A 13,702-nucleotide genomic window follows, 5' to 3' on the forward strand; every position below is an offset into this window, starting at 1 on the left:
GGTCCCTTTTTTGTGTGGCTGCTGCGGCGTAGTTCCTATTCATTTGGAGGCGAAAAATGAATATAGAAGTCAAGCACATCACCTTCAGTATTCACGATAAGCGGCTGATTGAAGACATCTGCCTTCAGGTCAAAAAGGGAGAGCTGGTCGGTCTGATTGGTCCAAATGGCAGCGGCAAATCAACGCTGCTCAAAAATATGTACCGTGTACTTAAGCCTGACAACGGATGGATAACACTGGATGGCCGGGATATGCTGCGCATGAAGTATAAGGAAACGGCCCGGCACATGGCGGTGGTGAGTCAGGATGCACCTCAGACGTTTGATTTTTCAGTGCGGGACATCGTTTTGATGGGCCGCCATCCGCATAAAAAACTGTTCGAAGCGGATACCACTGTCGATTATGAATTGGTAGAACAAGCGTTGGAACGGGTAGGCATGGACACTCAGGCCGATCAGAGCTTTGCTACCTTGTCCGGTGGTGAAAAACAACGGGTGCTGATTGCCAGAGCGCTGGCTGGACAGGCGAAATTTCTTATGCTGGATGAGCCAACGAATCATTTGGATATCCGGTATCAGCTGCAAATTCTTGATTTGGTCAAAGCGCTTCAGGTAACTACGCTCGCTGCACTGCATGATTTGAATTTGGCGGCTTTGTATTGTGATCGAATATATGTATTACAAGAGGGCAAGGTGGTTGCCTGCGGTAGAACAGAGGATATACTTCAGCCGAATCTGCTGCACAGTGTCTTCGGAGTGAAGACGGAAGTCTGCATCCATCCGAGAACCGGAAAGCCGAACATTACCTTTTTACCAGATTCTCTTAGAGAAGATGACGATTTATGACGTAAACAGAATGCACCTATTTATGAAAGAGGAGCGGTACATATGAAAAAATATAGCAACCGCGCAATATCATGGCTTATGCTTGCTTTGGCGACGGTGCTGCTATCAGCTTGCGGTTCAGGGAACACAGTTCAAACAACCGATTCAGCCACAAACGGACAGCAGCCTGCCGCATCGCAATCGGCGACCAAGGAGACGCAGGTAGAACTTGAGAATATGGGCGTTACGATAATATTTCCCGAAGCTCCCAAACGCGCAGTTACACTGAACCAGCACGCAACAGAGGTGATGCTGGCCCTTGGACTGGAGTCCTCCATGGTAGGAACAGCGTATTTGGATGATCAGATTTTGCCGGAATATAAGGCTCAATATGACAGAATCCCTGTGCTGGCCAAGCAGTATCCGTCTAAAGAGGTATTTATGGCTGCTGCGCCGGATTTTGCCTATGCGGGCTGGAAGAGTGCCTTTAATGATAAAAATCTCGGTTCCCGTGAGGAGCTTGCCGAGCAGGGAGTGGCGACCTATGTACAGGAATCATCCAATATGCCGGGTCCAACGTTAGAAGATGTATATCTGGATATACTAAATATTGGACGCATTTTCCGGGTTGAAGACCGGGCAGACAAGCTGGTAGGTGACATTCGTGGACAAGTGCAGTCCATTCAGACTCAAATTGGTACTGTCGAGAAGGCACCGAAGGTGTTTGTTTATGATAGCGGCGAAGATAAGCCTTTTACGGCTGCCAACAATTATCTGACCTCGTTGATTAAAAGTGTAAAGGCGAAAAATATTTTTGATGATATTAACAAAAGTTTTGCTGAGGTAAGCTGGGAAGAGGTTGTGAGCCGTAACCCTGACGTCATTGTCATTCTGGACTATGGAGACACTTCACTGGAGGATAAGGAGAAGCAGCTTCTGAGCAAGCCTGCACTGGCAGGTGTGGAAGCGATCAAAAACAAACGTTTTATAGTGCTGCCCCTGTCCGCAGCGGCTGAAGGCATACGCGCACCAATTGCATTGAAAACCTTGGCTGTAGGTCTGTACCCGGACAAAGTGAAGTAAACAAAAGAGTTGTCAAAGCATTGACGAACCTTACCTAAACTGTTAAACTTGCTAATGCGTAAAGGTTACGTTTATCGAACGCTTCTTTTTTTAATGCCAAATCGTAATAATTACGGTAGATGGTTTAATGATCATAAACGACCTGGAGAATCTGCGCAATGAGGATTGCTCGGATGGCTCCAGGCTTTTTAAAGGAAAGGGAGATTTGCGTCATGTTATTGGCCTCATTGGAACAAGTCACTTTTGGCTACGGAGATGTTCCTAACTTGGTGGATGCCAATGTTGAAATTTTTTCCGGAGAATTTGTGGCAATTACCGGACCGAATGGTGCTTCCAAATCAACCATGCTTAAGCTGTTGCTGGGTTTGCTTCAGCCTTGGCGGGGCAAGGTGTTTATGTCTGATCGCACAGGTGAAGGCAAAAAGCTTGTTGTTGGATTTGTATCGCAACAAATCGCTGCCTTCAATGGTGGATTTCCAAGTACGATTCTGGAATTTGTCCGTTCAGGAAGATACACGCATGGCTCCTGGCTGCGCCGGATGCGGCCTGAGGATCACGCCTTGACGGAGCAGGCGCTTCGTCAGGTAGGGATGTGGGATTTGCGCCATCGCAAGATTGGCGAATTGTCGGGTGGACAGAAGCAGCGCATTTGTGTTGCACGCGCGCTTGCGCAGGAATCGGATTTGCTTATTTTGGATGAGCCTACCACAGGTATGGATCAGGAAAGCCGCCATCATTTCTATGACTTGATGAATCAGCAGGTCAAGGAATATGGAAGAACGGTAGTCATGGTCACGCATGGACTATCGGAAGTGCAACATTATTTGGATCGTATTATTGAGCTTGAGAGAAAGGAAGATGGCGGATGGAAATGCTGCACTACGACTTCATGCAGCGGGCATTTTGTGCCGGTGGGGTAATTGCACTGCTGGCCTCGGTGCTTGGAGTGTACCTGATGCTGCGGCGTCAGGCTCTGATGGCGGACATGCTTTCGCATGTATCGCTGGCAGGGGTGGCAGCGGGCGCCTATTTGGGCATGAACCCGACAATCACCGGTTTTATTGTAGCTGTGATCGGTGCGATTATCGTTGAATATGTCCGCAGGTCCTATAAAACGTATAGTGAGATTTCTGTGGCTATTATTATGGTCGGCGGCTTATCGACGGCTGTTATTTTAATGAATCTGAATCAGAGCATTAATAAAGGGTTTTCTGCTTATTTGTTCGGTTCGGTGGTAGCGGTCAATCAGACAGAATTGATGTTGATGATCGTTGTGGCTGTGATCGGAGGTATTTTCTTTTTCGTCTTCCGGCGCCCCTTGTACCAAATCACCTTTGATGAAGAAACGGCGAAAACAAACGGACTTCCCGTCAAGTCCATTTCATTTGCGTTTAGTATTTTGACGGGGATGATTGTAGCTGCTGCCATGCCGATTGTCGGTGTGCTGCTTGTCTCTTCACTAATCGTACTTCCCGCTGCGCTGGCCATACGAATTGCACCGAGCTTCGCGGCAGCCATCTGGATATCTATGGTAACTGCTCTGATCGGCGTATTTATGGGCTTAACTGCCTCGTATGAGCTGAGCACGCCCCCAGGGGGAACCATTGCCATGGTGCTATTATTATGCCTGATCTTGGGAGTGGGTATTCAAAAGCTGGTACGCAAGCTGAGTAAACAGCAGACTTCTCGACGGAAAAATGCGGTACGCAGTGAGAACAATTAAAAATAGTAATTAAAAATAAACAGTTAAAGGAGTTATGAACATGAATACATGGTTCAAAAAATCATTCGTATTGTCTGCGGGACTGGCACTTATTTTGTCCGGCTGTGGTGCCAAATCCGATAATGCGGCTACAAATGCTTCCCCAACCGAGCCGAATACGGCAAAAAAGCTGAACGTGGTCACCACTTTTTATCCGATGTATGAATTTACAAGGCAAGTCGCCGGAGATCATGCGAACGTAACAGCCTTGATTCCAGCCGGTGCCGAGCCACATGACTGGGAACCAAGCGCCAAGGATATGGCACAGGTCAAGGACGCTGACGTTTTTGTATATAATGGTATCGTCGAAGGCTGGGCAGAGCAGGCTTTAAGCAGCGCGTCTAATGACAAGCGTGTTGTGGTCGAAGCAAGCAAAGGGCTGAACCTGATGGAAGGTACTGCTGAGGAGGAAGAAGGCGAGGCACACGCAGAGGAAGGTCATAGTCATGATCATGTGCTGGACCCTCATGTATGGCTTGATCCCGTATTGGCGCAAAAGGAAGTAGAGTCTATTGAAGCGGGTCTTGTAAAAGCCGATCCTGCCAACAAAGCCGATTATGAAAAAAATGCAGATGCTTATATCGCCAAGCTGAAAGATCTGGATACAGCGTTCAAAACAGGTCTGAAGGATGTAAAACGCAAAGACTTTATTACACAGCATGCTGCTTTTAGCTATTTGGCCAAGCAATACGGTCTGACTCAAGTACCGATTGCCGGACTTTCTCCGGAGCAAGAGCCTACACCGGACAAACTGGCGGATATTATCAAATTTTCCAAAGCAAACAATGTAAAAACCATTTTCTTTGAAACCCTCGTAGATCCGAAGGTTGCTCAGACCGTAGCCACTGAAATCGGTGCAAAAACGGATGTTCTGAATCCGCTCGAAGGATTGACGGATGAAGACAAGCAAAACAACCTGGACTACCTTGGTGTGATGAAAAACAATCTGGAGGCTTTGAAGAAAGCTCTGAATGAATAAACAGATCTTAAAGGAATAGTTAAAAACTGACGTCGGAATGATACTGACGTCAGTTTTTTTGTCTATATAAGCTAACTTAAAAGTTTACTTATCGTGCCACTACGCATCCGGATAGTGCTTCCCATCGCCACCGCCCCCGGATTTCTTGAGCAATGCCTTTAATCAGGGGAGAAATCCGGGGGCAAAAGCGACTGCTTCGCTTGTACAGCACTATTCCGGCTCCTTCGTTTTAATGTCCATCTTTCGAGTTCAAATTCTATAATAAACAATAATGAATAAATACAAAAGAAAGGACTATCACAATTTAATCGGAGAATTAACTGCCCGTCTGTATTTTTTACGAACTTATTCCGACTTGAACTTTGAGTAGGAGTAAATTTTTTGTGCCAAAATCACCAGTCAGATAATGTTAGTATTGGAACGAGCTTTTGATAAAATCAGAGCCTTAGACAAATTTGGAATTGAAAAGTTAGGTTTTTTTGTGCATATAATGAGCAGTTAACAATTGTTCTGAAGTACGTAGATCCAGAGGTAGAACTGCTGTCCGTAACTCTCTCCATAATTAGCCTGATACAAACGTATAGAAAAAAAGAAAATAGCCAAGCTTGTATAAAGCTGTTTTTAGGGGGGGGCTTCACGTCAAGAGATCAGGAAAATACTTAAAAAAGGTATTATGTCGTTAAAAAAAGCTACGATATAATTATATTTACTTATTACTGTAAGCATTATCTCTATATGCAGAGCATAAAAAAACGATCTATCTCCATCAGACAGGAGAGTGATCGTTTTTTTCGTTGCGTGGGATATACTCCAGAACATCGCTCAGGTTATGTCTCTGACCTGTAAGATCTTCTAATGTATCGAGAATATGGCTTAATGTTTCCAGATCTAAGCGTTTGGTCTTACCATCGCACATATCGTAAATTAAGTTCGGTCGAACTTTTGCTTCGCGTGCCAAGGCATTTTTTGTGATTCCTGCTTTGCCCAATGTTTCTTCTAACTTTATATTTATCGCCAAAGATCATCACCTCTTATCAAGTATTTTACCCTGTTAGTAAGCATTATGAAATAATCATTTGACGATAAACGTTTAGAAGTGTATATTTATTATAGGTATTATCGTTTAACGATAAATACTAAACGATAATACCTATAAGGATTCTCTTTTTCACAAAGGAATTGATAATTATATTTGCTTGGTTGTTAGATTAAGTTTTGATCTGGTCAAATAAATTTTCTTAGAAAAGAGGAAAAGAACATGTCAGACATTGCTATGATTGAGAAGATTGTGATTGTTCATGTATGGGAAGAGGAAGAACTTGATTATGAAACGAGTGAGGCTTATCTTATTAAGCCAGGCTATGCTATGTATGTTCTAACTGGCACTGTTCATTTGGCAAGAGTGGAGAAGATTTATCAAACGGGTTTGCATCGTTTTTACGTGGAGGATCGGAGCACTGCATCTATTCAATTAGCATCTTGTCTAACAGGGGACATACCCGTAAAGATATAAGAAATTGTTATGAAGCTATTGAGTAAAAATGCATTAGATTGGCTCACTTGTGATGTGATGCATGGTATGACAGGGGGCTTTGAATTTGAAACATTATAATATCGGCTACATATTCTAAAGTTCAAGAATCCTAAAAAAGGAGAAATTGAATCAAGACGGGTTCGTAAATCACATGAAAACGGAGTAGGCGGGATGGTGCTGTACAAGCGAAGCGGTCGCTTTCAAAGCTTTCCGCAGGAAAGCTCGCTTCGGAATCATCACTTCCCCGGATTTCTCCCTAATCATAAGTTTTATTCCGGAAATCCGGGGACGGTGGCGATGGGAAGCACCATCCGTCTGCGGGTGGCACGATTGATGACTTTTAAATTCAGCTTATATAGTGCTAAGGTTCCAAATTATACCTAGTACTTTGTGATCTTAACACTACAAGAATAAATTACGTCATTGTGAAACTTTTTTTGGAAAACTAATTCTATGGTAGCTAATTTCCAATTGTTTTTATAATTCAATGGTAGCGTTTTTGTTTTTACAGATTTTTTTCTATTAATTATGCTCGTTTTTTCACCGATATTGAATTTTGGAGACGAATATAATCTTATAACGGATTGGAGCGATTATTTTGGCAACAGTTGTAATAGTGGATGATTCTTTATTTATGCGATCTGTGCTCAAAGATATTTTTTTAGATTTAGGTCACTCTGTTATTGCCGAGGCAGAGAATGGGTATGATGCTGTTTTGAAATATGCGCACTTTCGCCCGGACTTAATCACCATGGATATCAATATGCCTAAGATGGATGGACTTGATGCCGTTAGTAAGATTGTAGAGCTTGATCCACAAGCCAATATTTTAATGTGTTCCGCTTTGGGTCAGCAAGAAGCGATTATCAAAGCATTTAAAGCAGGTGCCAAAGACTTTATTGTTAAGCCATTTGAGATGGAAAGGGTCGTAAATGCAGTCTCAAAAATGCTTAATAGCTAATGAATTCAGCTTTTAATACATAAATATCGAACAATTTAACATAAGAAATCCATGGCTATTTTCACGAATATGGAGATGAATAGGATGAGCAATCGGGTATTGTCTCAAAAAGTATTTATAGACGGATTTATCACTACGATCAGGAATGGAGGGCTTGTTCCTGTAAATTATGAACAGTTTATAAGCGAGCAAAGAGAAAGAATGGATGCTCTTAACAATGAGCTCACGATGCGCATAGAGAGTTTAGAGATGGATTTGATTCCTGCTTCGACGTATTCCATTCCTTTTTCCAATGGTGACATTATGTTTCTGGCTCGTAATATTGTACTCATGGGGGATCATACCGAGGGCTACTTTGTGTTCTATCGAGCAGAGGACTGTGAAAGTCCGGAAGAGGTGCAGTTTATAACAAGCTCTTATCAGCTTCCTCATTTGTTGCTTGAGCTGGCACTTACTTTAAAAAAACATGGCACGAGTGAGCCCGTTGATATTTTGACTTATTGGAATGGACCTGTTTATCCGTTAAAAGATTTGAATAAAGAGGATATCAAGCTGTCCACCTACGAATTTTAAAATTATAGTAAGGATGAAGAGCATCGTGTTTGGCAATGCCTTTCGATAGGTAACTTTTAAGTTCAGCTTATATAGGTATGAAATCCCTTGAGAGAGTCAAATCCCTCAGGGGATTTTTTACATTGATAATCAAACGCATGTTCGCATATAATACAAACAAACGTTCTGATAAGGAGTGAAGGACATGCTGGAGAAATACTTGGGACAGATCGTGGAAATCGTGTATATGGACCGGAAGGGCAAACTGTCTCATCGGCGCATTGAGGTGCATCGTGTGCAAAATGGTTTGATACGGGCTGCCTGTTTACTGACAGGCCAGCCGCGCGTTTTTCGATTAGATCATGTACTAGCATGGCATCCTGTAACCCAAACAGCATAGGAGGCGTTTACGATGGGGAAAAAGCTTGAAGGGAATGGCATATGGGAAAGCTCGCGCATGATCTTGCCTGAGCATCGGGATGCGTATCTGAGACTAATGAAGGAGCAGGGCAGACGTGACAAGCCGACACTGGACGATCAGGAGGTGTGGCAGATTGAACAGGCCCTTATCATTTCCTATAATGAACGGAAGTCTATTACGCTGCGGGTATTTAATCCGTTTGATGACGAGGAGTTGTGTGGGCTTGTAACGGTGATTAACACGAGTCGACGAGAAGTGAAGCTGTCCCGCGGAGAAGAGGACTTTAGCTGGATTAAGCTGGAGGAAATTATCGAGGCGAATATATAGCAACAATAGGATTGTAGTGAAGTTTGACAAGTACGTTTTAGTACTGTATAGTGCTAATTATGATGAAAAAAAATAAAACAACCAATCGGGATGTTGTTCTGAGCATTGCGACTTCATTGTTTCTTACTAAAGGCTATCATACAACAAGCATGGACGAAATTGTGGCTGTCAGCAATGTATCCAAAACGAACATTTACTATTATTTTAAAAGCAAGGAAGAGCTGCTGTCAGCTATTCTGGACCAACTGATTCGAACGTATAACGAGCTGATTTTTGAGGTGGTTTCACGTAAGGATCAATCCGTGCAGGAACGTCTGGAGACCCTTCTTCTGTTGCTGACTCAACAAGAGACAGATTATTTAGGCGGCTGTCCCTTTATTACTCTGTACACGCAAATGCCTCAGGATATTCCCTTGTTTCGAGAGAAAGTGAGCCGATTTTTTCAAGACCAAATCACCACGGTGGAAGCGTTGTTGAACGAGGGGATGGAGAGTTTGGAGATTCGGGCTGAACTTCCTGCCAGATCGACGGCTGAATTCATTGTCTCAGCTATCGAAGGCGCACTCTTTTTACAACATGCAGGTCAAGACCCGGGCATACTTGTAAATTTAAAAATGACTTTAGCGTTTCTGCTAAAGTGATTTTTTTAATCATGATTAGCACTATATAGTACTAAAAAATATAGAAAGCAGGTTATATTTATGGCACATATCTTGATCACGGGCGGTACAGGTTTTATCGGCATGCATACGCTACAGCAACTTTCCCGGGAGGAGCATACCGTTACCGTTCTTGTTCGCTCGCTGAAGAAGTGGGAACAAATATGCAGGCAAATGAATCTGGAGACCGCATGGCATACAGGGAAGTTAACACCGGTTATCGGTGACTTAAGTGCACCCGCTCTGGGGCTGAGTCCTTCTGACAGGAAGCGGGTTGAGACAGCAGATGTGGTGATTCACGCAGGAGGACCGATGGATATATTGCTGGGAGAGGAGGAGGCCAGAGGCGCTTTTTTACAAGCAGCAGAAGAGATGCTGACGTTGGCTGCACATATTCATGCAAGCAAGGGGTTACGACATTTTATCCATTTGGTTGGATTCAAAAGCCCTTTTAATCATCATAACTGGAACGCCCCGGAGCCTGTCATTGCTCATTTGGAACAGGCTCCTCCTTATGAACGTATGAAATTCCTGGCTGATCTGCGTATCCGTCAGGGAGCGCACAAAGAAGGATTTCCGCTGTCGGTTATCCATTTGAGCGTGGTCATTGGTGACTCAGCGCACGGGGATACACCTCAAACCGGTGGGCTTGGCATTCTTGTGGCTTCTACAGCGCGCAAGCTCACGGGTCTCATTCCGGGCGGCAAGTCTCATTGGCTTCCGATGGTTCACGTAGATCATGCAGCCGAATTCATCAGTGTGCTTGCCAAGGAAACACACCCTGTCAGTGAAACATACTACCTAATGGATGAAAGGCAGCAGAGCCCGACCATGATGGAACTGGGAACGAATATGGCGAAGGAGCTTCGAGTTCGGAAACCGTGGGGCTCCATTTCACCCGCTTGGCTATCCAGCATCCTGGGCACTCCAATGGGGCGAAAGCTGGGGATTCCAAAGGAGTCACTCGATTTTATTGTGGATGTGGACTACCCACTGGATACGACGCGAGCAATTCAGCATAAACACGGATTGACACAGGCGGTAAATACGGACGTTCTCCCATTTGTTATTACGGACCTTGATTACAGAATTGCACATTCCCGCATGGATACAGATGGATTTGTCCGCAGCAGGCGCGGGCCTTTGGCTACGCTAGAACGAAGAGTGGACAATGTAAATCCTCCGATAGTGTTTGTTCACGGTACTTTGAGCGGGGCGGATTGCTTGATACCGCTGGCCGAGCAATTTCCGGAATCCTCCGTTTGCCTGGTGGATCTCCCCGGGTTTGGGCGCTCTCCTTACCATCATCAGGAGGATATACTGGAGGGGCACATCGAATCGTTAGTACAAGCGATCCAAACTTTTGAAACGCCGATCCGTCTTGTTGGTCATTCTTTCGGCGGATTATTGGCTGCCAAAGTGTGGGAACGCCTACCTGAACGCATTAGCAGCTTGCATCTGTTGCAGCCAGTATTCCATCCCGCTCCGCGCAGATATCGGAGTGCACGAATTATGGAGAGCGTGCTGGGCAGACTCAGCGAGTCAGGCTTGCGCAAGCAATTGCTGTCGCAGACTTGTTTTGAAAGTATGGAGGCCATTCCGCCAGCATACATCACGTATGTCCTTGAGGAATTGCGTTCTCCCCGCGTAAAAAAGACGACTGCGGAAGCGCTGGCCATGTTAACAAGGTCAGATAGCTTCCGGTTCGCGTCCGAGAATCTCGGGCCATCGTTCAAGGAGAAGGTTTCGATTGTGTGGGGGATGAAGGATCAAATTTATACGCTGCCTGAACAATTTCATGGCTTGCACACGCTGCATATTCCGGCAGCCCATCATTTTCCGATCTCGCAACCGGAGCGAACAGCGCAATGGCTAAAGGAGCACATGAAGCAGAACATTAAACCTCATGTTGATCATTGAAATATAAGAATCGTTGCTGAGATAGCGTTACTGCCATTGCCGATTCATTTAGCATAGTACCAAGCAAATACTCCCATAGGATAAATGGAATTTTTACCTTAATCACAGAAGATCAAAATTGCTTAAAGAAAGCTCTTAACATGATGCGAGGTCTTATTCAAGAGACAGAAAATCTAATGAGGGACGAACAGCGAGAGCAGATTGCACGTATCCTCGCTGAATCGCCTGATAAAATCATGCAGTGAAAGTAATGTGCCAAAGAACCACAGTAAAAATGGTCGAAATGACGATTTTGCTGTGGTTTTTTATTCTATTTTAGGAATTAAAAAGGTTTTGTCCTTAAATTCCGGTCTGAAATGTCCATGGAATCAGGATATTTATTCCATATAATAATCAAAACACCTGCACAGCCTATGCCGGGTTCAAGCAACGAATACGAGTTGGCTGCCGCGTTCAGGCTTTGAACCTTACCAATATAAATTGCATATATTATGGAGCACGTCGATCCATAAGCTATAAGTTTGAAAGGGGAAGAATATATGATCATACATGTATATGCTTTATGTTGGAATGAAGAAAAGATGCTCCCGTTTTTCTTTAAGCATTACGATAATATAGCTGATCAATACTATATTTTTGATAATGATTCAACTGACAATTCTGTATCCATGTTAAAAGCTAATCCCAAAGTTAGTATAAATAGATTTGAAATAGAAGGTAATTCTGTTGTGAAATCAGCACAAGACCTGTTCAACCAATGTTGGAAAGAAAGTAGAGAAAAGGCAGACTGGGTTATTATCTGTGATGTAGATGAGCATTTTTATCACCCTAATCTTAGAACATACCTGCAAGAATGCACTTCCAAAGGGATAACATTAGTTGTTCCTAGCGGTTATGAAATGGTTTCTGATTATTTTCCAAATAGTTCGCAACCTTTATATGAAACGGTAAGAAACGGTGTCAGAAGTCAAACGTACGATAAGCCTCAAATATTTAACCCCACAGCGATCCAAGACATAAATTTTGGCCCTGGTAGACATACTGCTTCACCTACAGGAAATGTAATAGAGCCATCTAATAATGAAGTGCTGTTATTACATTATAAATATTTGGGATTTGACTATCTAAACTCACGGTTTTCAGATCTAAAGCAAGGACTACGAGAAGGAGATACCGTTAATCATTGGGGATTTCATTACTTATGGGATGAAAAACAAAAATTAAAACAATTTGAGGACTTAAAAAATAGATCTGTAAGCGTCTTGTAGCATGATTTTGCACAAGTGGTGTGTTAATCCTTCTATAATCAGACTTCCCCGTTTGTCATAACCATTATAATGATTTAACTTTGACCCATAATTTCCTTTTTTAATCTAATTGATCTTATATTCCCTTCCTTTGTGAAAAAAATAAAGAGATTTCTAACAATTAAATAATCAGTAGGTATGGCCAAACAAACAATCATATATAACAAATCATGAATATACTATACGGAACTTCCGGTAACCCATTTTTACTTCTATACAAATGAATTTGAAAACAACAAAAGTGGATAAAAAAGCCGGAGAAATTTCGAAGTAGGGGAGCGGTAACGATTTTTAGAGAGAACAGGGGACGGGAGTTTATTACTGAATAATCAGTAAAGGAGGCATCACTAAATGGCGGTACTATCAACCGGACCTATTGAGAATAGTCCTGTTAGTGGGATCAGGCCAATCCAGCAGGTCACTGTTAAAATAGTTAACCAAGATGCAGCCGATTCTTCTACTATTTTAATCCAAGGATACTTTTTAAACGATGTAAGAACATTGTATGTAATTGAGGAATTATCTTTAGCTCCTAATATAGTTATAACGAAGAACTATACAGCAGACTTCGATGCATATGAATTTGTCTTTACTACAAGTGGTCCTGCAGAAGAAAGTACTAATATTTCAATGTGGGGAAGAAATGGAAGTGGTTCAATCATTAGTGCTCAGCGTATTGTTGCAAATGAGCAATTAGATTCTTAATACACAATAAATGTACAGAGATAAAGCCACAAACAAATCACATGGTCGAGAAATAAAATAGAGGGAACAGGGTATTGAGAAAAATCTCATGTTCACTAGCAAAGCTTGAATTTTACTAGAAAGGAGGGGTTATATAAATGGCAGTATTATCAACCGGTCCCATTGCAAATGATCCAGTCAATGGGGTCAGACCGACTCAACTGGTTACGGTAAAAATTGATAACCGGGATTCTGTAAATTCTTCTATTGTTTTGATCTCAGGTTTCGTTTTAAACGGCAGCAGAACGTTATATGTACAAGAACTAGCAGTAGTGGGACCAAATATGGTGATAACCAAAAACTATTTTGCAAACATCAATGCATTTGAATTCGTTTTTGACATAAGCGGAGCAGCAGAGGATGAAACTCAAATTTCTGTTTGGGGTAAAGATGCATTAGGGCAATTGGTGCCTGCCCATCGATTAGTTTCTGATGAACTTCTAGGAACTCGGGTAGCTGGTCCACAAGGTGTCCAAGGCCCACAAGGAGTTCAAGGGCCACAAGGAGTCCAAGGGGTTCAAGGAGACCAAGGGCCACAAGGAGTCCAAGGAGTTCAAGGAGACCAAGGACCTCAAGGTGATCAAGGACCTCAGGGAGACCAAGGGCCTCAGGGAGTCCAAGGCGTTCAA

The 13,702-nt window shown here is 43.1% G+C and carries 16 protein-coding genes and 1 pseudogene; 16 read left to right on the plus strand and 1 reads right to left on the minus strand.

All coding sequences use genetic code 11. The annotated features are described in order from the left end of the window. Nucleotides 1-56 precede the first annotated feature (56 nt). From L693_RS0107275 to L693_RS0107300, 5 genes are all read left to right on the plus strand, one after another. Entirely contained in the window at nt 57-845 is a 789-nt protein-coding gene (locus tag L693_RS0107275; protein WP_025716699.1) for an ABC transporter ATP-binding protein, read from the plus strand. A 42-nt stretch (nt 846-887) separates the two neighbouring features. After that, entirely contained in the window at nt 888-1,907 is a 1,020-nt protein-coding gene (locus L693_RS0107280) for an ABC transporter substrate-binding protein (RefSeq protein WP_025716700.1), read from the plus strand. A gap of 212 nt (nt 1,908-2,119) precedes the next feature. After that, entirely contained in the window at nt 2,120-2,827 is a 708-nt protein-coding gene (locus L693_RS0107290) for a metal ABC transporter ATP-binding protein (RefSeq protein ID WP_025716701.1), read from the plus strand. Beyond that, nucleotides 2,773-3,630: a metal ABC transporter permease gene (locus tag L693_RS0107295; protein ID WP_025716702.1), complete on the plus strand. Its 858-nt coding sequence runs from the start codon at nt 2,773-2,775 to the stop codon at nt 3,628-3,630. The genes L693_RS0107290 and L693_RS0107295 overlap by 55 nt, the downstream gene beginning before the upstream one ends. Nucleotides 3,631-3,670: 40 nt before the next feature. Next, nucleotides 3,671-4,648 (plus strand): metal ABC transporter substrate-binding protein, encoded by a 978-nt coding sequence (locus L693_RS0107300; RefSeq protein ID WP_025716703.1) that lies wholly within the window; start codon nt 3,671-3,673, stop codon nt 4,646-4,648. Between the two features lie 766 nt (nt 4,649-5,414). On the opposite strand, the gene L693_RS0107305 is transcribed toward L693_RS0107300, so the two are convergent. Then, nucleotides 5,415-5,666, minus strand: a complete 252-nt coding sequence (locus L693_RS0107305; protein ID WP_025716704.1) for a helix-turn-helix domain-containing protein — start codon at nt 5,664-5,666, stop codon at nt 5,415-5,417. Between the two features lie 240 nt (nt 5,667-5,906). Here L693_RS0107305 and L693_RS0107310 point away from each other — a divergent pair, with 240 nt between their 5' ends. The 11 genes and pseudogenes from L693_RS0107310 to L693_RS27800 all read left to right on the plus strand — a co-directional run. Further along, nucleotides 5,907-6,161 (plus strand): hypothetical protein, encoded by a 255-nt coding sequence (locus L693_RS0107310; protein ID WP_025716705.1) that lies wholly within the window; start codon nt 5,907-5,909, stop codon nt 6,159-6,161. A 192-nt stretch (nt 6,162-6,353) separates the two neighbouring features. After that, nucleotides 6,354-6,566, plus strand: coding sequence for a hypothetical protein (locus L693_RS0107315; protein WP_025716706.1), 213 nt, complete (start codon nt 6,354-6,356; stop codon nt 6,564-6,566). A 214-nt stretch (nt 6,567-6,780) separates the two neighbouring features. Continuing rightward, on the plus strand, nt 6,781-7,143 hold the full coding sequence (locus L693_RS0107320; RefSeq protein ID WP_025716707.1) for a response regulator: 363 nt from the start codon (nt 6,781-6,783) through the stop codon (nt 7,141-7,143). Between the two features lie 84 nt (nt 7,144-7,227). Beyond that, entirely contained in the window at nt 7,228-7,716 is a 489-nt protein-coding gene (locus L693_RS0107325) for a hypothetical protein (protein WP_025716708.1), read from the plus strand. 184 nt (nt 7,717-7,900) lie between these two features. Beyond that, nucleotides 7,901-8,095, plus strand: a complete 195-nt coding sequence (locus L693_RS0107330; RefSeq protein WP_025716709.1) for a hypothetical protein — start codon at nt 7,901-7,903, stop codon at nt 8,093-8,095. Between the two features lie 12 nt (nt 8,096-8,107). Next, nucleotides 8,108-8,443: a YolD-like family protein gene (locus L693_RS0107335; protein ID WP_025716710.1), complete on the plus strand. Its 336-nt coding sequence runs from the start codon at nt 8,108-8,110 to the stop codon at nt 8,441-8,443. Nucleotides 8,444-8,505: 62 nt separating this feature from the next. Next, entirely contained in the window at nt 8,506-9,084 is a 579-nt protein-coding gene (locus L693_RS0107340; protein WP_025716711.1) for a TetR/AcrR family transcriptional regulator, read from the plus strand. A gap of 60 nt (nt 9,085-9,144) precedes the next feature. After that, nucleotides 9,145-11,022 carry an alpha/beta fold hydrolase gene (locus tag L693_RS0107345; protein ID WP_025716712.1) on the plus strand — a complete coding sequence of 626 codons (1,878 nt, stop codon included), beginning with the start codon at nt 9,145-9,147 and terminating at the stop codon, nt 11,020-11,022. A 539-nt stretch (nt 11,023-11,561) separates the two neighbouring features. Continuing rightward, on the plus strand, nt 11,562-12,290 hold the full coding sequence (locus tag L693_RS0107355; RefSeq protein WP_025716713.1) for a glycosyltransferase family 2 protein: 729 nt from the start codon (nt 11,562-11,564) through the stop codon (nt 12,288-12,290). A 390-nt stretch (nt 12,291-12,680) separates the two neighbouring features. Then, on the plus strand, nt 12,681-13,034 hold the full coding sequence (locus L693_RS0107360) for a hypothetical protein (protein ID WP_025716714.1): 354 nt from the start codon (nt 12,681-12,683) through the stop codon (nt 13,032-13,034). Between the two features lie 137 nt (nt 13,035-13,171). Continuing rightward, nucleotides 13,172-13,702 (plus strand): annotated as a pseudogene (locus L693_RS27800) (collagen-like protein); the annotation flags it as partial.

It is taken from the genome of Paenibacillus sp. 1-18, assembly GCF_000520755.1.
Classification (GTDB): Bacteria; Bacillota; Bacilli; order Paenibacillales; family Paenibacillaceae; genus Paenibacillus; species Paenibacillus brasilensis.

What these genes read in the sequence shown, in the direction of transcription:
- L693_RS0107275 (WP_025716699.1), top strand. Translation starts at nt 57, where the DNA reads ATGAATATAGAAGTCAAGCACATCACCTTCAGTATTCACGATAAGCGG.
- L693_RS0107280 (WP_025716700.1), top strand. Translation starts at nt 888, where the DNA reads ATGAAAAAATATAGCAACCGCGCAATATCATGGCTTATGCTTGCTTTG.
- L693_RS0107290 (WP_025716701.1), top strand. Translation starts at nt 2,120, where the DNA reads ATGTTATTGGCCTCATTGGAACAAGTCACTTTTGGCTACGGAGATGTT.
- L693_RS0107295 (WP_025716702.1), top strand. Translation starts at nt 2,773, where the DNA reads ATGGAAATGCTGCACTACGACTTCATGCAGCGGGCATTTTGTGCCGGT.
- L693_RS0107300 (WP_025716703.1), top strand. Translation starts at nt 3,671, where the DNA reads ATGAATACATGGTTCAAAAAATCATTCGTATTGTCTGCGGGACTGGCA.
- L693_RS0107310 (WP_025716705.1), top strand. Translation starts at nt 5,907, where the DNA reads ATGTCAGACATTGCTATGATTGAGAAGATTGTGATTGTTCATGTATGG.
- L693_RS0107315 (WP_025716706.1), top strand. Translation starts at nt 6,354, where the DNA reads ATGGTGCTGTACAAGCGAAGCGGTCGCTTTCAAAGCTTTCCGCAGGAA.
- L693_RS0107325 (WP_025716708.1), top strand. Translation starts at nt 7,228, where the DNA reads ATGAGCAATCGGGTATTGTCTCAAAAAGTATTTATAGACGGATTTATC.
- L693_RS0107330 (WP_025716709.1), top strand. Translation starts at nt 7,901, where the DNA reads ATGCTGGAGAAATACTTGGGACAGATCGTGGAAATCGTGTATATGGAC.
- L693_RS0107335 (WP_025716710.1), top strand. Translation starts at nt 8,108, where the DNA reads ATGGGGAAAAAGCTTGAAGGGAATGGCATATGGGAAAGCTCGCGCATG.
- L693_RS0107340 (WP_025716711.1), top strand. Translation starts at nt 8,506, where the DNA reads ATGAAAAAAAATAAAACAACCAATCGGGATGTTGTTCTGAGCATTGCG.
- L693_RS0107345 (WP_025716712.1), top strand. Translation starts at nt 9,145, where the DNA reads ATGGCACATATCTTGATCACGGGCGGTACAGGTTTTATCGGCATGCAT.
- L693_RS0107355 (WP_025716713.1), top strand. Translation starts at nt 11,562, where the DNA reads ATGATCATACATGTATATGCTTTATGTTGGAATGAAGAAAAGATGCTC.
- L693_RS0107360 (WP_025716714.1), top strand. Translation starts at nt 12,681, where the DNA reads ATGGCGGTACTATCAACCGGACCTATTGAGAATAGTCCTGTTAGTGGG.